The sequence below is a fragment of the Epilithonimonas caeni DSM 17710 genome (genome assembly GCF_000426465.1).
GTDB lineage: Bacteria > Bacteroidota > Bacteroidia > Flavobacteriales > Weeksellaceae > Epilithonimonas > Epilithonimonas caeni.
In genome coordinates this window covers 31,710-49,467 of record NZ_KE384527.1, presented here as the reverse complement: position 1 = coordinate 49,467, position 17,758 = coordinate 31,710, and the positions used below count along the sequence as shown (strand labels likewise).

Here is a 17,758-nt window from a genome sequence, read left to right as displayed (position 1 = left end):
CTACAATTAATAAAAAACTTATCAAAAATTCATAACTCATAATTTACAAAAGTCCTTTTTCAGTCTCATAAATCATATAATCCACCACTTTCTTCATATCGCCGCCACTTTCGTGGAAAACTTTCAGTTGTCTGTCAGCGCCGGTTCCGTTTTTGACAATTTCTCTTGCGTATTCAACTTCTTTTCTGCAACCCAAATCGTCCACTACATCATCTATGAATAATAGCAATTCTTCCAAAAGGTCACGATATGGAACGCTTGCCTCTTTCCCGAAATCAATCAGATGTGCATCAATTCCGTCTTTGGAAGCGCGCCATTTGTTTTCTGTCAGAAGCAGTCTTCTGTAACTTCTGTAACTTGTATTCTGCTGGTGCATTTTGTAAACTTTTGCCACCAAAGCCTGCATAATTGCCGCGAGACAAACCGTTTCATCAATCGTCAAAGGCATATCGCAAATCCTGAATTCGATGGTCGGGTAGAACGGATGAACTCTCAAATCCCACCAGATTTTCTTCGCATTATCAATCGTTCCGGTTTTCACCATCAGATTGACATACGCATCAAATTCTGCCACACTGCTGAAATAACTTGGTAATCCCGTTCTTGGGAATTTAGCAAAAACTTCCTGTCTGTAAGATTTGAAACCGGTCAATCTTCCAACCCAGAACGGAGAGTTGGTTGACAAAGCGTAAACGTGCGGGAGAAAATAACGCATCACATTCTGAATCCTGATACCTTCTTCACGGTCAGGAATCCCGATGTGAACATGCAATCCGAAAATCAGATTGGACCTTGCAACATCACCCATATCGCTCACGATTTTATCGTAACGCGCATCTTTTGTAATGATATTATCCTTCCAATGCGAGAATGGATGCGTTCCACCGCCGGAAACCCGCAAACCTTGGTCGTGAGCCGTTTTTACGAGATGTCTTCTAAGGTCGGTCAGCTCCTGGCGAGCCTGCTGGATATTTTCACAGATGCCTGTTTCCATTTCTACGACAGACTCGTGCATCTCATGTTTTAAGTTTTCGCTTAGAACGGCTTTTCCTCCTTCAATGATTTTGGAAACGTGAGAAACCAGATCGCGGCTTTCCGCATCGATGATCTGGTATTCTTCTTCCACACCTATTGTGAATTTGTGCATATTTTTTTCTTTGTGTTTGATAAAGTTAGTCTATTTTGAATGTCCTCGATAGCCTCAGACTGACATTGCAGTGTCATACTGAGCATTTCGACTTCGTTCAATATAAACTCCGTCGAAGTGTTTTAAAATATTTCTTAAAGTTTATTGGTTACAAATTTTCCCCAATCGATATTGATTTTTCCGGGCTTGTAATCTTTGGCTTTTTCAATCGCTAATTTAGCAGCGTGTTCAACAATCCATTGGAAATTCTCCTCGCCGACAGAGTTTCTATCCGCATCCGGAGCAGGATTACAGAAATCAATCGCATAAGGAATCCCGTCTCTCACAGCAAACTCCACTGTGTTGAAATCGTAGCCAAGTGCTTCATTCATTTTAATCGTATAATCTGTAATTGTTTTCAATAATTTTTCAAGTTCTTTTCCTTCTGTTTTATGGGTTGTTGCGTATCTCAGATGATGTGGATTTCTTGGTTCGTATGGCATAATGTGAACATACTTTCTGCCCAGGCAATAAACCCGGTAATAATCCTCGAAAACAATTTCTTCCTGGACCATCATTACCAATTGTTCGGTCTCAGCGTGTTTTGCCCACATATCTTCCGGATTTTCAACTCGGTAAACATTTCTCCAGCCACCGCCGTCATGAGGTTTCATATAGGCCGGAAATCCGATATAATTAAAAATGTATTCCCAGTCGTGAGGGAATTTCAGGTTTCTGAAAGATGTTTCCGAAGTGTTGGTTGGCCTTTCGTGAGAAGGCAGCAAGACAGTTTTCGGCAACGGAATCCCAATTTTTGACATCAATGCATTATTGAAAAATTTCTCATCTGCGCTCCACCAAAATGGATTATTGATAACGTAAGTTCCGTTAACTGCAGCATTTTTAAGATAAGCTCTGTAGAAAGGAACGTCTTGTGAAATCCTGTCGATAATCACGGCATAACCATAATCAGCACCTTGTTCCAGTTTGTCGATTTGGACAGGTTCTGCGATATATTCTCCTTTGCCCAGTTCATTGACTTTATCGATAAATGCCCAAGGAAATGTGTCTTCCATCCCGAATAAAATTCCAATTTTTTTTGCCATAATGTTTTGTTTTTGGTCAGAAGTCCGATGCTGGATGTCTGAAATTTGTATGTTTATTTTATTAATTTAAAATTATTCTTTGGTTGTTTCATTTATTTAAACGAAGGATATTATCCGAAAAACCTTCCGATGAAAGTCGGGAAAACCATTCGCCAAAGCACCCAATCGTGGTTTATCCATTTTTGCTCATCATACCAATGATTGATTCCTTTTTCGGTTAAGATTCCTGCCATTTTTCTGGTTGGTTCCAAACAAATATCCTGGTCGGATGTGCTGAGAACAATGTGCATGTGTTTGTATCGCCAAGCAGCATCGTGTTTTACAAATTCGTCAGGACAATTGAAATAGATCAGATCATTATCATAACCATCCATAAAACTTCGTATAGAAAATGCGCCTGACAAACAGAAAAGATGCGAGACCAGATCCGGAAATCTAAAGGCAAAATTTGCAGCGTGATAACCTCCAAAACTTGCACCTGCAACAGCTACACGATGTGTGTTATGAGTTCTTTGGATATAAGGAATGAACTCCTGAACCAAAAACTGGACATACATTTCGTAATTTCTGATTCTTTCATAAGGTGAAATTCCTTTGTCATAAAAACTGAATTTATCAATTGTCTGAACATTGAATAATTTCAAAATTCCATTGTCTGTGAAATGGGAAATGCTTCCGTTCAAATGGAAATCGGCATTCTGGGTATAAGAGCCCTGAGAAGTTGGGAACATAATGATCGGGTAACCGAAATGTCCTGTAACTTCCACCTGAAGGCTCATTCCAAGAATGTGCGAATAATAATCTGTATGTGTTATTTGAGGCATCTTGTTTTATAATTGATGAATGATAATTGATAAAAGATTAATTAAAAATTGTCAGTCTGAGGTTCTCGAAGACCAATCTAACTTGTTGGTTTATCTTTCGGCGGAAGAATATTCAGAATCTGTTCTGTGACAACTTCTGCTGCTTGGTCCAATCTTTCCTCGATGATATCTGCAGTTTTTGCCTTGTAAACGATCCCGATATGATAATCGATTGGCAGGAATTTTTCCACTTCGTCACTTTGCAAATTGTGGGTGTCAGGATGTTTGTCTTTTGCTAGAGCCACGATCAATCCACCAAATAAATTCTGAGTTTCTTCAACCGAATATTGGGTTCCGTCTAAAAGAGCATTTTCCAGTTTCGCCCATTCTCTCCAGATATTAACACCGGTCGCCGCTTCCACCATATCCGGAATGTGCGCACCGCCAACTCTGGAAGACGTTTCCAGGAAATAATATCTTCCATCTGTTCCTCTGATATATTCGCTGTGTGTTGCACCGTTTTGGATTCCGAATTTATCCAGCACTTGTTTGTTGATCTGGTCCAAACCTTTTGCTTCCTCAGAATTTTTATCCAAAGTTTTTGTGCGGAAAACACCGCCTTCGTGAGACACTTTCATCGGTGGAGAAAGATATTTTGAAAAGCAGGAAAACACGATTTTCTTATTGTAAACCAAGCAATCCACGTGATAAACATCGCCAGGTTTGAAAGATTCTAAGAGGAATTTATATCGTTCATCGCCAAGATTTTCTACAGCCGGCCAAAGTTCATCAACAGAATTGATTTTCTTGATTCCGCTTGCTGAAGCTTCGGAACGAGGTTTCAGAACCCAAGGACCGGGAACGTCCTGCGTGAACTGATGAAGTTTTGCATCATTGAAAATCGAGGAAAATTCCGGTACAGAGATTCCGTTGTCCTTGGCCTGTTGGCGCATTGCCAGCTTATCCCGGAAATAACGATGCGTTGTCTGTCCCATTCCCGGAATACGGTAAGTTTCGCGAATCATTGCCGCTTTTTCCACATCGAAATCATCCAATGCAATCACAGCATCGATCTGATGATTTTTCATCAAATAAGCGAATCCCTGTACAAGATGGTCAAGATTCCAAACCGAAGGTTCAAGCTCCGGCATATAATAAACCTCGTCGATAGCGTGCCAAGGCCAATTCTTTTCTTTCAGGTTTTCCGATGTGATCAAGATGACTTTGTTGCCGAGTTTTTTGCACTCGTCCATAAAATCGTAACCTTTGTAATAACAGGAGATGCAGACAATCGTTTTTTCCATATTCATTTTCAAATTTGTATTATGTAAAAAGTAAAATTTACAAAGATTTGCTTCTTTATTTTAGTCTAATAATTTTCAATTAAATCTAATAACAGCTGAACGCCATAACCTGTTGCCGCTTTATCTTTGGCATAACCAACATTTCCAAAAGCAACACCGGCAATATCCAGATGTGCCCAATTCCGATGTCCTTCTATAAACTGTTCCAGAAATTTTCCTGCAATGATACAGTCACCAAAAGGTTTCATCGAGATGTTTTTGAAATCAGCAACATCTGAAGTGAAATCATCTTTCCAAATATCCCAAAGCGGAAGATTCCAAAGACGCTGATTGGTTTTATCTGCGGATTTTTCCAGCTTGATTTTCAAATCATTATTGTTCGAGAAATAAGCGCCACAAGTGTAACCGAACATTCTGACCGAACTTCCTGTGAGTGTTGCCAGATCAATCAAAACATCAGTTCTGTAATTTTTTGACAAGTAAGAAAGTCCGTCTGCTAAAGTCATCCTTCCTTCTGCATCGGTGTTCAGGACTTCGATTGTTTTTCCATTGTAAGCTGTCACGACATCGCTTGGCAAATATGCATTTTCCGAAACAGCATTGTCCGTAATCGGAAGAATGGCGATTATGTTGACAGGAAGTTTGAGTTCCGAAGCAGTGATCAGAGCGCCAATAACCGCGCTTGCTCCGCCCATATCACTTTTCATATAATGCATATTGTCAGATGGCTTGATGGAGATTCCGCCTGTATCAAACAAAACACATTTACCAACCAATCCGAAAGTTTTAGTGTCATCTTTTCCGCAATTGTATTCCAAGATCGTAAATGCTGCTTCCTGCGAACTTCCCTGATTCACAGCGACAAATGCACCTAAACCTTCTTTAATCGATTCTTCTCTGTTGAATGATTTATATTTTAATTGATGTTTTTCTGCAGTCGATTTAAGAAAATCTGAAATTTGATTCACTTTTTTGTGATTGGCAGGTTTGTTCAGCCATTCCATTCCGGCAAATTGTCCGTTGCAAAGGGCTTCTGTTTTTAAAGCTAGATTTTTTCCTTCTTCCTCAGAAATATTTTCAAAATGAAGTTCAAAATTCTCCTGCCAAAACGGATGCGATTTCTCGAAAGGGTAGAGGTAAGTTCCCAAAAACAAACCTTTCACGAATTCTTCAGTTAAATCCAATACTAACTTTGAATGAACCGAAGTTGGCACTGCCTGCAGGCTATTTTTATGATCATTCGCAAACTTATTTGCGATAGCTTGAATTTCGAATCCTTTTGGATCTTTACCGATTCCAATGAAAAAATCGAACTTATCTGAATGGGTTTTGATGAAAACTTCATTCTTTTTTCCATTGAAGAATAATTCAACGTTCGGATGCTGGCTTCTTTCCTGTTCCCAGTCGTCTTCGCTGAACAGATATATGTTTTGTGTTGTTGATTCTTTTTTATTGTAAATTTTAATCATAAACTTTTTAAGTTTTTGGCTAAAGCCGAACCTGATTTTTTAATTTTACATCGGCTTTAGTCCGATGCTGTTGATGTATTAATAGGATTTTATCCTATTCTTTGTTGAATCGTCCCTTCGGGACTCATTTATTTTTTATCTCATTTTCCAATTCATTTTTGGCTTTTACAGGACTTTCCAGACTGTCGATGTAAAGCCATTCTACCGCTCTTGGGAATTCCTGCGACCAGAAAAATTCCTGATGTGTTCCTTTGTCGCTGATGTTGGTTCTGACTTCAAAATCGAATGATTTCTGAGCTGTCAGTTTTTTCAAAGCTTTTTCAAATAATCTGATTCTGCCGACCATTCTGGAACCTTCCAATCTTCCGCCGTAGAGATAAACTTTGACCTTGTAAGGATTGGTGAAGTTTATCATAGGGAAATCATTTTCCGGCTCAACCCAAAGCGACGGCGAAAAGATCAACAGCTTGGAATAGACTTCAGGATAAAGAAATCCTCCGTAAATGCTGATCAATCCACCCAAAGAACTTCCACCAATTCCGGTATTTTCTCTATCTTTTTTAGTTCGATAATTTCTATCGATCCAGGGTTTCAACGTGTCTGTGATGAATCTTAGATATTTTTTCCCTTCCGCGTTTTTCGTAACATCTTCGTTATCGAAAATGTATTCCTTGATTCTGTCATCGTTGCCGTGTTCAACAGCTATTACGATCAAATCTCCACGACCGTATTCCGCAAGCAAGGACAGTTTTTTATCGATTTCCCAATTCCCGTAGGCCGAACCTTCATTAAACAGATTCTGCGCATCCTGAAGATACAAAACCGGATAGTTCTTCTCAGAATCGTAATAATCATAGGGCAAAAGTGCCCAGACCTTCCTGGTTTTATCAAGCTGAGGAATATAAAATTCTTCATCCACCAATTCTACGATCGGGAAAAACTCTTGTTTGAAAGGTCCCCAATTCAGCCTCCATTTTTCTACAGAATCTTGTACTTTCTTTTTCTCTCTTTTTGTTTTTCTGTTTGGTGTGATATTATCATATTTGTCAATCTCTACATTTTCCCAACCGCCTTTTGTAAACTTATATTCTATCTCATCATTCAATATCTCATCGGGAATTTCAATATAAAAATTACAATCATCCAGGTTTTTTAATCTGAATTTTGAATCTTTCGGATTCCACTTGTTGAAATTCCCGGTAATGAAAATCGGTCGGTCGTCATTGTCTTCTGATGTCAGAAAAAACTCCATTCTATTTTTAATTCTCTTATTTCTTATAAATTTATAAAATTATTTCAATTGATGAAAAAATATTGAGTATTTTTCTTTTAAAATTTGAGTTTATTAATGAATATTAACCTAATTTTTAAAATCATTGAATTAATGAAAATTCAGTATTTCGAAATAATAATCATAAAAAATAAAAAAGCTTTCGAAGATTGACTTCGAAAGCTTGAATTTTTATTTAAAAAACTTTAAAATTTATTCTGATTTTACAACCTCTGTTCTTTCAGAGATTCCGTTCGCATTAAATGCCTCTATCTGAAAATAATAAGCGTCTGTTCTATCTGCTCCTGTGAAAAAATATTCGTTTTTGCCATAGACCATAATACTGCCGTATAATTTGTCAGGCGATTTCCCCCAATAGATCACGTAACCGTCTGCGTCAGAATTTTGCTGCCATTTCATCCAAATGCTTCTTCTTTCGCCATATTTTTTAGGGTCAGCTCGCAATGGAACGAAGTTTTGAACTTTCGCAGGTTTTGTTCCGGCGCCTTTTCCAAATACTCGGAATCCACTCAAAGCGAATTTTCCTGTCGGCATTTTCAGATTTTCCATTTTCAGGAATCTTGCTTTTGCTGGATTTTCCAATTCTACATAATCGTGAGGAACGTCGGTCTGGTTTTTAGATTTATCGACAATCACTTTCCAGTTTTTGCCGTCATTGGAACCGTAGATTTTGTACTGGTGCATTTTGCCGAGTGTTTTTCCCATAAACTCAACATCTTGGTCGGCATAATTGATTTGTATCGCATTGATCGTAGAAACTTCTCCCAAATCGGTTTGAAACCATTCTCCGGAATTTCCGGTTTTTGCAGACCAATAGGTTTTGATGTCTTCATCAACCGCATAATTAGAATGATAACCACCCAAAGTTGATGAGACCTGAACGGGCTTATTATAATTCAGTAACATCCAATTGGTAAATAAACCTTTGGAAAAATCTTTTCCTTGTGCATATTGCGGAAGAAGAGTAGGATAATCTCCATAGGCTGTGTTGGTGTACATCACATCATCTTTGTCAAATCCTGTCGGCCAGATTCCTAATCTTCGTTCGAAATTATTTTTTGTCGAAATGAAAATCGTGGAAACGTGCCACCAGTTCCCGAAATTATCTTCGAAGGTTGCACCGTGCCCAGCGCCTCTCGCAAAACCACCCGGTTTGTAAGAAAATGGGTTATGCTGCTGGTATTCAAAGCCTTCCAAAGGATTTTTGGAAACATAAACGCCGTCGGAATAACCACTGAACTCTGTTGCCGGCGCACCATATTGAAGGTAATATTTATCATTATGCTTGGTCATCCAGGCGCCTTCCACAAAAGGTTGGAGAAAAACATTGTCATTATATTCCCCAAATCTTTCCCAGCCGTGGTCTTCGGGTTTTAGTCTGATTACTGGTTTGACGAAACCTTCCGACTGTAAAGTTTTTGTTTTGACTTCGGTTCCGAGGAGAGGCCATTCATTACTTGAGCCCCAATATAAATATAATTTATCCTTGTCTTCATCATAATGGAATGCTGGGTCCCAGGCACCGACTTTCAGTGTGTCAACAGCTATTTTCCAGTCATCTTTTGTCGGATTGGTACTTTTCCAGATCGGGAAATCCTGTTCCCAGGTTGAACCAAAGACATATAAAGTGTCTTTCATCGCCCAAACCGCAGGTGCGTTCAGGTCGTGGGTGTATTTGTTGTCTAAAAGAAATTTTCGATAAACAAATTTCCAGTTCAGCATATCATCAGAATACCAATAGCCTTCCTGATTGGTGGAAAATAGAAAAAGCTTTTTCTGGAAATTGACAATTACAGGGTCGGCTGTTGCACGATGTTTGCCTTGTTTTGAGAAAACTTCGAACGGCGTGTAACCGTAATCTATATTGATAGGGTTGCAATAGGTTTTTTGCTGTGCCGAAAATAGTGATACGATAGATAATGAAACTATTGGGAGTAATTTTTTCATTTAAGTTTTATTTTGATTCCGAATATATTGAAAATTTAAGGAAAGACAATTCATTCTTTCCAGTTTTCCTTGATCAGGTCCAATAAAAAATCCGGACATCTTACGATTTTATTGGTTTCGGCATCCAGGAAAAATAGAGTAGTAGAAGCTTCGGTGATTTTTATTTTATCTTCGTTATAGATTTCATAGTCGAATTCGATCTTAACTCCCGGGATTTTTTTGACATAGGTATGAATTTCCAAAAGCTGGTCATAAAGTCCTGGTTTCAAATACTTGATTTTATATTCGGAAACGGGTAAGAAGATTCCTCTTTTTTCAATCTCGTCGTATGACATCCCGAGGGTCCGGAAAAGTTCAACTCTTGCCACTTCGAAATATTCTGCGTAGTTACCGTAATAGACATATTTCATAGGGTCCGTTTCTCCGTAACGTACTCGTATATAGTTGGTTGTGTGTATCATTTTAAGTCATTAATAATTCATACAAATATATTTTTAAATAATCAATAGTGAAAAAATTTTTTTATCAAGATTAATAATTAGATATTTGTTGTCTTCTTAAAAAACTAAAATCCCACCGGAAATAGCAGCAGAAAAATGAATGAAAATTTAGTATTGATCTGGGATAGGTGTCTCCAATTTATGAGAGATAATCTAAACGCAGCGGAGGATAACACGGACCTCAAAAAGTTAGAAAATTCTTTCGACTTGTTATTTGATAAAGTTCAGCCAATTTCTTTGGTGAACAATAATCTCACGTTGCTTGTTCCTAGTGATTTTTACAAAGAATATATCGAGGACAATTATTTGTCTTTACTGTCTGCTGCGCTTAAAAAAAATATCGGTAAAGGTGTGAAATTGTGGTATTCTGTGATGGAAAACAAGCCATCCGGAAAAGAAAAGCCAATTACGATGAACGTAAAAGGAATTTCTACACAAGCTCCAAAGATACAAGAGGCTAGACCGGTCCTGAAGGAAAATAACGTGAACCCCTTCGTGGTTCCGGGAATCAAGAAGATCAATATCGATTCCAATCTGAAGGCTGACCAGTCTTTTGATAACTTTATAGAAGGAGAGAGCAACAAGTTTGCTTCTACGGTTGCAAGGTCAATTGCGAAAAGGCCAGGTTCTACGGCATTTAATCCGCTATTCGTTTATGGTGGTTATGGTGTTGGAAAAACACATTTGGCTCAGGCGATCGGTTTGGAGGTGAAAGCTTCCTTTCCGGAAAAGGTGGTTTTGTATCAGTCTTCTGAAAAATTCATTCAGGATTTCGTAAAGGCAGCGAAGTCTCAGAACAAAACCGATTTCCAACATTATTATCAGATGATCGATGTTTTGATCATCGATGATATCCAATTCCTTTCCGGTAAGGCGGCGACTCAGGATAGTTTCTTCCATATTTTTGATTATTTGCATCAAAACGGAAAGCAGATCATCCTAACTTCCGATAAAGCGCCGGCCGATATTCTGGATACGCAGGAAAGGATCATTTCCCGCTTCAAATGGGGACTTTCTGCAGAGATCAAATCTCCGAATTTCGAGACGAGGAGAAAGATCATCGTTGATAAATTAAGTCGTGACGGAATCGAATTGACAGACGATATGCTGGATTATCTGGCTTCTGAAGTTAAAACCAACGGTGTAAGAGAGCTGATCGGTGTTGTAAATGCTGTGATCGCTTACTCTACAGTTTATAAATCCGATTTCAGCCTGGACCTATTAAAAGATACCATCAACAAGTTGGCGACAACTCAGAAGAAAACGATCAATATTCCTTATATTCAGGAGATCGTCTGCGATTATTTCGGGATTCAGAGAGAACAATTGCTTTCGAAGACCAGAAAAAGAGAAATCGCTTTGCCAAGACAGTTGGCAATGTATTTTGCAAAGGAATATACCAATGCAACCTTTACAAAAATCGGTGAGGAAATGGGAGGAAAAGACCACTCAACCGTCATGTATGCTTGCGATACCATCCGGGATGTTTCCAAGATCGATAAAGAATTGAAGAAATATATCAAGGATTTGAAAGAGAAGATCGCTCAATAAATTAGAAGTCTGGAATTATCCAGACTTTTTTTACATCAAATTTGGACTTCTTCTTTCCAAAAGGATCGTGTCTCTCCAAACACCATTCATTTTTGAGATCTTTTCCCGGTAACCCACTTTTCTGAACCCGAATTTCTCATGAAGTTTTATGCTGGCCTCATTTTCTGGAAAAATGCTGGATTGCAATGTCCAGATGCCGTTATTCTCACTTTCGGGAATCATCATTTCCATTAATTTTGAAGCAAATCCTAGACCGCCAAAAGCCGGATGGATGTAAACACTGACTTCTGCAACTCCCGAGTAATTGCATCGCGATGAAACTGGGCTCAGGGCAATCCAGCCAACGATTTTGTCATCGGTTTTTACCACCAACCTGGAATGCTTCAGGTGACCTTTGTCCCATTCTTCCCAGGTTGGAACTGTGGTATTGAAAGTAGCATTGTTAGTTTCGATCCCCAATTTGTAGATATCTAAGATTTCTTTGTTATGATTTGATTTTAGAGCTTTTATTGTAAAGTTTTCCATCATTTTGAGATGTTTTGTTTTAGGTAATATTTATCTTTCAAAAACAAGCTCAGTTTTACCAATAGGATCAAGACAGGGACTTCTACCAAAGGTCCTATAACACCCACAAAAGCCTGCGGCGAATGGATTCCGAAAACTGAAATGGCGACTGCAATGGCAAGCTCAAAATTATTTCCGGTTGCCGTAAAAGATATGGCCGCATTTTTATCATAGGGAACTTTCATTGTTTTATTGATAAAGAAGCTCATAAAAAACATCAGCACAAAATAAATGACCAAAGGAACGGCAACTTTCAATACATCGAACGGAAGCCTCACTATTGCATTTCCTTTCAGACTAAACATCAGAACAATAGTGAACAATAACGCATACAAAGTGATGGGGGAAACGGCGGGAATGAACTTCCGGTTGTACCATTCTATTCCTTTTTTCCTCACCATGAAATACCTGGTTAAAAAACCTGCAAGAAACGGTACTCCAAGGTAAATTAGAACACTTTCTGTAACATCACTCATCGGAACCTTTACTGAAAAGTTTCCCAAACCCAGAGAATTCGGGATCACATTGATAAACAGCCAGACCAGAAAACTGTAAGAAAAAATCTGAAAGATACTGTTCAGAGCGACCAGAAGTGCAGCATATTCACGGTTTCCTCTCGCCAGGTCATTCCAGACGATCACCATTGCAATGCATCTTGCCAAACCGATCAATATTAAACCCACCATATGATCCGGTTCGTCCCGAAGGAAAATGATGGCAAGAATGAACATCAAAACCGGACCAATGATCCAGTTGAGGATCAAGGAAATGGAAAGTACTTTTTTGTCCTGAAAAGCTTTTGGCAGCAGCGAATAATCTACTTTTGCGAGCGGAGGGTACATCATTAAAATCAAACCAAGCGCCAGTGGAATATTGGTACTTCCCACTGAAAGGGCTTCTGTAGCTTTAGAAAAATCTGGGAAAAAGTATCCGACTGCTACACCGGTTACCATTGCCAGAAAGATCCACAACGTCAAATACCGGTCAAGAAACTTCAGTTTTGGCTGCATTTTATTTTTTTATTAATGGTTAAAATTTAAACTTACTAGAATCCTCTTCTTAAATTTTCTGCATATTCGTTAGGAAGCGGACTTTCCTCAACAGCTTTTGCCGCTTTTTCTATGTCATAATCGAAACGGATAAATTCAACATAGATGCTTTCCTTATGCAGTACGGAGCTATTTTCATTAATGGTAAGCATTACATATCCGCCCCGTATGTCATTGTCTTTTGGTTTACCTACGGAACCAATATTGATGGCATGGCGGAAATGATTTTGCTCTTCCGTACCTGAGTTCAAAACTCTATGATAAGGCTTATGTGTATGCCCGAAACATAAAATATCTGCATTAGCCTGCTCCATAATTCTCAGCATACTTTTTTCCTCACGGTCTTCAAAAAGATATTCGTTGATTTTTCTTGGGCTTCCGTGAACTAAAAGCAGATTCAGCCTGTCATCATTTAATTGGAACTCAAGCCTTATATGAGCAGGGAGTGTCCTCAAGTAATCTCTTTCATCATTTTTTATCAAAGAATTGGTGACAGCAATCGAAATACTTCCGTTGTCTTTTTCATCATCTGTTTTATAAGCACAGCCGCAATCATTGCTCATTCTTCCGATGCCGTGATCATAGTTTCCGGCAATAGTGGGGATTTTCCTTTTTCTGATTTCGTTAATGACTTCATTAGGCCAAATATTATAGCCCACCAGATCTCCTAAACAATAAATACTATCCGGATTTCTTTTTTCTACATCTTCAAAAAAAGCTTCCAAAGCCGGAAGATTAGCGTGGACATCACTGAATAATGCAATTTTCATAGATTTATTTTTTTATTAATGAGAAAACATAAAGACATTCCATCGCGATCTGATTGCTTCTTTCGGTGTATTTTTCGTCTTGAAGGACAGAATTATCGTAAGATTTCGGGTCAAAATAAGTCGTTCCGATGCGCAGATCACAGCCCGGAATGAAAGGACAGTTTTCATCTGCATCGCCACAAGTCATTACTGCTGCAAAATTTTCTTTGGGAAGACTTTCATCATCGATCGTTTTTGAAAAGCAGAGATTCGATTTTCCATCGCCAAAAAACACTTCATATCCCGGGTTGTCTGTTCCACCTGATTTTTCGATTTCAAAACCGGCTGAGGTCAAAGCGTGGATGGCGTTTTGATTAAAGGCCGTCGCCTCGGTCCCCGCTGAAAAAGTATTGATATTGAATCCGTAAAAATCGGCAGCAACTTTTGACCAAACCTGTCCGAGGTGACTTCGACGGGAATTGTGGGTGCAAACATAGATCAAGTTGATGCCAATATCCCCATTGATTTTCCCCTGAATATGAGTGGCAAGTTTTTCAAGTAAAGCTTTTCTTTCAGGGTTGATTTCCTTGAAATTTTTGCTGAGAACTTCACAACGTTCTTTTATTTTCTGAAACATTTTTCTATGCTTTTAGTTAACAACATCCGCTTCCGGGTGTACAGGAATTGGCAGGATTTGCTTTGAGTTCAGATAGGTCTCTCTTTGTTTTTTCCGCAGGAATTCCGCAAGCATCTTGTGCTAAGCACGCTGTCGTTTTGTTCTTAAGGATGAAATGTTGTCCGTTGAACCCCAGATCGTATTTTCCAATGGTATCAGCTTGATATTCTACTTCGATTTCAGAATTTTCGATACCCAGTTTTTCTTCCGATAGATTAATAATATTAAGTAATTTTCTCGGTTTTAAACGATGTTCATAATCATCGGCATTCCAAAGTTGGAAGTTCACAACCTTCTCGTTTCGGATTGTTCCGCCACAATCAATGAAGTTTTTGTTAATAATCCCTATTTCAGTGACGTGAAAATGTTCAGGTACAAATGTTCCGTTTTCCAGTTGAAATTCTACATTCTCCAATGTTAGCAGAATTTCCTTGATTTGTTCTAATGTCATAAGATTGATATTTTAAATTTAATGTTTTATTGCAATATTACGATGGTTGTTTTCAAAAAAATGTTTAGCAGCATTTTGTTTTGGAGACCGTTTCAATGATTTTCGAGAAATAGGCATTCAGAACTTCAATCGCTTTTTCATCAATGCAATAGCAGATAGAATTTCCTTCAATATTTCCTTTGATGATTCCTGCGTTTTTAAGTTCCTTCAGATGCTGGGAAACGGTCGGCTGGGCCAAGGGAAGCTCATTCACAATGTCTCCGCAGATACATTCATTGACCTTCATCAGATATTCGATAATGGCAATTCTCGCAGGATGTCCAAGTGCTTTGGCAATATTGGCGATCCTGTTTTGCTGCGCTGTGAAATGTTCTGTTTTGGTTGCTCCCATATTTAATAATTTAATATTGCAATATTACGATTATTATTTTATTGGCAAATAATTTTTGGGATTAATTTTTAAATTAATAAATTGAACTTGATAATTTATACTTCACTTTACGATGAAAATTTTAATGGTCTGCCTTGGAAATATTTGCAGAAGTCCTTTAGCTGAGGGGATTTTGAGGTCAAAACTCGATGACAGCTATTTTGTGGACAGTGCAGGAACGATCAATTACCACGAAGGGAGCGGTCCTGACGAACGTTCTGTAAAAACAGCTTCCAAAAACGGGATCGATATCTCGATGCAAAGATCGAGACCGATCAAAAGATCGGATTTGGATGACTTTGATTTGATCTTCTGTATGGACAAAAACAATTACAAAGATGTCCTGAAGATGGCGAACGATTCTCAAAAACATAAGATCCGATTGATTCTCGATAACGATTTGGAAGTTCCGGACCCGTATTTCGGCGGCATCGACGGTTTTGAGAAGGTTTACAAAATGCTCAATGATTCCTGTGAAATAATTGCAGAAAAAATCAGGAACAACACGATATGATTCATAAACAATTCTAAATTTGTAAGATAAGTCTTTTTATGAATTTGGACATCGAACAAAAATCTGTAAAACCGAAAAAATTCTATCAGTTGCTCTATATCCAGGTTCTGATTGCGATTATTTTTGGTGTTTCTCTCGGTTATTTTTATCCCGACTTGGGCGAGAAAATGAAACCTCTCGGTGAAGGGTTTATCAAACTTGTCAAAATGATCATTGCACCTGTGATCTTCTTGACCGTTTCTACAGGAATTGCTGGAATGAGTGATTTGAAAAAAGTCGGAAGAGTTGCCGGAAAAGCATTCATTTACTTTTTTACATTTTCAACTTTGGCTTTGATAATCGGGATGATTGTCAGTCATATTGTTCAGCCGGGGAAAGGTCTTAACATCGACCCGAATTCTCTGAACGGTGCAGAAGTTGAGAAATATGTAAAAGCGGCACATGATAGCTCTTTGGTCAGTTTTATTTTCAATATTATTCCCGAGACTTTGTTCAGCCCGTTGACTGGTGACAATATTTTGCAGGTTTTGCTGGTAGCGATTTTATTTGGAGTTGCTTTGGCGTTAACTTCAGAAAAAAGTTATCCCGTTTTCGGTTTTCTTCAGGCTTTGACGATTCCGATTTTCAAGGTGGTGGAGATTTTGATGAAACTTGCTCCGATCGGCGCTTTCGGGGCAATGGCTTTCACGATTGGAAAATATGGTGTGGGATCGCTCAAAAATCTGGGGATGCTTGTCGGCACATTCTATGTGACTTCGGCATTGTTTGTCATTTTGATCTTGGGAAGTGTGGCGTGGTATAACGGATTCAATATTTTCAAGTTTCTGAAGTATATCAAAGAAGAGATTTTTCTGGTTTTGGGAACAAGCTCTTCCGAACCGGCACTTCCCGGATTGATGAAGAAAATGGAAGATGCGGGCTGTGACAAAAGCGTTGTGGGTCTGGTTGTTCCGACCGGTTATTCTTTTAATCTCGACGGGACCAATATTTATATGACGTTGGCGGCGTTGTTTATCGCGCAGGCTTGCAATATCGATTTGACTTTGGAACATCAGCTTGGTTTGCTCTTAGTGGCCATGCTGAGCTCCAAAGGCGCGGCTGGGGTTACAGGTGCAGGATTTATCACATTGGCGGCGACTTTGGCGGTCGTTCCAGAAGTCCCGATTGCCGGGATGACCTTGATTCTCGGGATTGACAAATTTATGTCGGAATGCCGCGCTTTGACCAATGTTATAGGGAATGCCGTGGCAACGGTGGTCGTTTCCAATTGGGAAAATCGATTGGACAAAGACCGATTGAAAGAAGTTTTGAACTAAATTTGTAATTGTTAGGATTTGACTACGTCGAGCCACTGCATTAGGTTGGCAGTTTGATCCGCCTTCCGTTTCCACGGTCTTGAATTTTTGGTTCTTTTGTTTCAAGGCAAAGGAACATAACATAAATAATAAATTAAAAATGCTATACCTTTTACCTGCTTATCTTTCAGAAAATTCTCCTGTTGATTATTTTGCGCCGACAATCAAAGACATTATTATGAATGTCGACCATTACTTTGTGGAGAACGAGAAAACAGCCAGAAAGGTCATCAGATTCTTTGCGCCGGAAAAGAAACAGCCGGAGCTCAAATTGTTTCTCCTCGACAAATATTCTGAAACAGCAGACTTGAAGGAAGCACAAAAACTGATGAAAGAAGGTGTTGATTTCGGACTGTTATCAGAAGCCGGTCTGCCTTGCATCGGCGACCCGGGAAATATTATGGTAGGCTGGTCTCACAAAAATAATATCAAAGTGGTCCCTGTCAACGGACCAAGTTCATTTGTATTGGCTTTGATAGCAAGTGGGTTTAATGGACAGCAGTTTTCTTTCAACGGCTACTTGGCGATTGAGAAAGATAAGAAGAAAAAGGAGATCCAGCATCTGGAAAATCTGGTTGAGAAGACTGGATTCACGCAGATATTTATGGAGACACCTTACAGAAATAATCCATTGTTCGATGATTTGACCAGATTTCTGGCCCCGAATACGAAATTGTGCATCGCTGCCAATATCAATGACCCGGAAACCGAATTTATAAGAACAAAAACCATCAACGATTGGAAAAAAGAAAAACCGGAATTACATAAGGTTCCGGCTGTTTTTTTGATTGGGAAATGATTTTAAAATCACCTAGATAATAGCTATTTATTCTTTAAGGTCACAAAAACTATGTGGTGAAATATTTTATAAAT

Annotated in this window: 18 protein-coding genes; 4 read left to right on the top strand and 14 right to left on the bottom strand. The window is 38.8% G+C overall.

Annotated features, from left to right (window positions below; genetic code table 11):
* Positions 1 to 43: 43 nt before the first annotated feature.
* The 8 genes from K319_RS0115245 to K319_RS0115205 all read right to left on the bottom strand — a co-directional run bounded on the left by K319_RS0115245 (position 44) and on the right by K319_RS0115205 (position 9,507).
* Positions 44 to 1,147 carry a carboxylate-amine ligase gene (locus K319_RS0115245; protein ID WP_027384375.1) on the bottom strand — a complete coding sequence of 368 codons (1,104 nt, stop codon included), beginning with the start codon at positions 1,145 to 1,147 and terminating at the stop codon, positions 44 to 46.
* 134 nt (positions 1,148 to 1,281) lie between these two features.
* The gene (locus K319_RS0115240) at positions 1,282 to 2,232 is read right to left on the bottom strand and encodes an ATP-grasp domain-containing protein (protein ID WP_027384374.1); all 951 of its coding nucleotides are present in this window, start codon (positions 2,230 to 2,232) and stop codon (positions 1,282 to 1,284) included.
* A gap of 110 nt (positions 2,233 to 2,342) precedes the next feature.
* Positions 2,343 to 3,056 (bottom strand): alpha/beta hydrolase-fold protein, encoded by a 714-nt coding sequence (locus K319_RS0115235; protein ID WP_027384373.1) that lies wholly within the window; start codon positions 3,054 to 3,056, stop codon positions 2,343 to 2,345.
* 77 nt (positions 3,057 to 3,133) lie between these two features.
* Entirely contained in the window at positions 3,134 to 4,339 is a 1,206-nt protein-coding gene (locus K319_RS0115230) for an ATP-grasp domain-containing protein (protein ID WP_027384372.1), read from the bottom strand.
* Positions 4,340 to 4,404: 65 nt separating this feature from the next.
* Positions 4,405 to 5,808, bottom strand: coding sequence for a M17 family metallopeptidase (locus tag K319_RS0115225; protein WP_051230745.1), 1,404 nt, complete (start codon positions 5,806 to 5,808; stop codon positions 4,405 to 4,407).
* Between the two features lie 124 nt (positions 5,809 to 5,932).
* A complete protein-coding gene (locus K319_RS0115220) occupies positions 5,933 to 7,060 on the bottom strand; it encodes an alpha/beta hydrolase-fold protein (protein ID WP_027384370.1) in 1,128 nt (375 codons plus the stop codon).
* A 231-nt stretch (positions 7,061 to 7,291) separates the two neighbouring features.
* Positions 7,292 to 9,046 carry a discoidin domain-containing protein gene (locus tag K319_RS0115210; RefSeq protein ID WP_027384369.1) on the bottom strand — a complete coding sequence of 585 codons (1,755 nt, stop codon included), beginning with the start codon at positions 9,044 to 9,046 and terminating at the stop codon, positions 7,292 to 7,294.
* A 50-nt stretch (positions 9,047 to 9,096) separates the two neighbouring features.
* Positions 9,097 to 9,507 carry an acyl-CoA thioesterase gene (locus tag K319_RS0115205; RefSeq protein ID WP_027384368.1) on the bottom strand — a complete coding sequence of 137 codons (411 nt, stop codon included), beginning with the start codon at positions 9,505 to 9,507 and terminating at the stop codon, positions 9,097 to 9,099.
* A 135-nt stretch (positions 9,508 to 9,642) separates the two neighbouring features.
* On the opposite strand from K319_RS0115205, the gene dnaA reads away from it, so the two are divergent.
* Positions 9,643 to 11,097: a chromosomal replication initiator protein DnaA gene (gene dnaA, locus K319_RS0115200; RefSeq protein ID WP_027384367.1), complete on the top strand. Its 1,455-nt coding sequence runs from the start codon at positions 9,643 to 9,645 to the stop codon at positions 11,095 to 11,097.
* Between the two features lie 30 nt (positions 11,098 to 11,127).
* Here dnaA and K319_RS0115195 read toward each other — a convergent pair whose 3' ends face one another.
* From K319_RS0115195 to K319_RS0115170, 6 genes are all read right to left on the bottom strand, one after another.
* Positions 11,128 to 11,625, bottom strand: coding sequence for a GNAT family N-acetyltransferase (locus tag K319_RS0115195; protein WP_316930943.1), 498 nt, complete (start codon positions 11,623 to 11,625; stop codon positions 11,128 to 11,130).
* Complete coding sequence (gene arsB, locus K319_RS0115190; RefSeq protein ID WP_027384365.1) at positions 11,622 to 12,671, bottom strand: ACR3 family arsenite efflux transporter; 1,050 nt, start codon at positions 12,669 to 12,671, stop codon at positions 11,622 to 11,624. Before arsB ends, K319_RS0115195 begins: the two co-directional genes overlap by 4 nt.
* A 35-nt stretch (positions 12,672 to 12,706) precedes the next feature.
* A complete protein-coding gene (locus K319_RS0115185) occupies positions 12,707 to 13,480 on the bottom strand; it encodes a metallophosphoesterase family protein (RefSeq protein ID WP_027384364.1) in 774 nt (257 codons plus the stop codon).
* Between the two features lie 4 nt (positions 13,481 to 13,484).
* A complete protein-coding gene (locus tag K319_RS0115180; RefSeq protein ID WP_027384363.1) occupies positions 13,485 to 14,096 on the bottom strand; it encodes a low molecular weight phosphatase family protein in 612 nt (203 codons plus the stop codon).
* Between the two features lie 16 nt (positions 14,097 to 14,112).
* A complete protein-coding gene (locus K319_RS0115175) occupies positions 14,113 to 14,586 on the bottom strand; it encodes a DUF6428 family protein (RefSeq protein ID WP_027384362.1) in 474 nt (157 codons plus the stop codon).
* Positions 14,587 to 14,650: 64 nt separating this feature from the next.
* The gene (locus K319_RS0115170) at positions 14,651 to 14,977 is read right to left on the bottom strand and encodes an ArsR/SmtB family transcription factor (protein ID WP_027384361.1); all 327 of its coding nucleotides are present in this window, start codon (positions 14,975 to 14,977) and stop codon (positions 14,651 to 14,653) included.
* A gap of 112 nt (positions 14,978 to 15,089) precedes the next feature.
* Between K319_RS0115170 and K319_RS0115165 the strand changes: the two genes are divergently transcribed.
* The 3 genes from K319_RS0115165 to K319_RS0115155 all read left to right on the top strand — a co-directional run bounded on the left by K319_RS0115165 (position 15,090) and on the right by K319_RS0115155 (position 17,684).
* The gene (locus K319_RS0115165) at positions 15,090 to 15,530 is read left to right on the top strand and encodes a low molecular weight protein-tyrosine-phosphatase (RefSeq protein WP_027384360.1); all 441 of its coding nucleotides are present in this window, start codon (positions 15,090 to 15,092) and stop codon (positions 15,528 to 15,530) included.
* A gap of 38 nt (positions 15,531 to 15,568) precedes the next feature.
* Positions 15,569 to 16,846: a dicarboxylate/amino acid:cation symporter gene (locus K319_RS0115160; RefSeq protein ID WP_027384359.1), complete on the top strand. Its 1,278-nt coding sequence runs from the start codon at positions 15,569 to 15,571 to the stop codon at positions 16,844 to 16,846.
* Between the two features lie 139 nt (positions 16,847 to 16,985).
* Positions 16,986 to 17,684, top strand: coding sequence for an SAM-dependent methyltransferase (locus K319_RS0115155; protein WP_027384358.1), 699 nt, complete (start codon positions 16,986 to 16,988; stop codon positions 17,682 to 17,684).
* Positions 17,685 to 17,758: the final 74 nt, after the last annotated feature.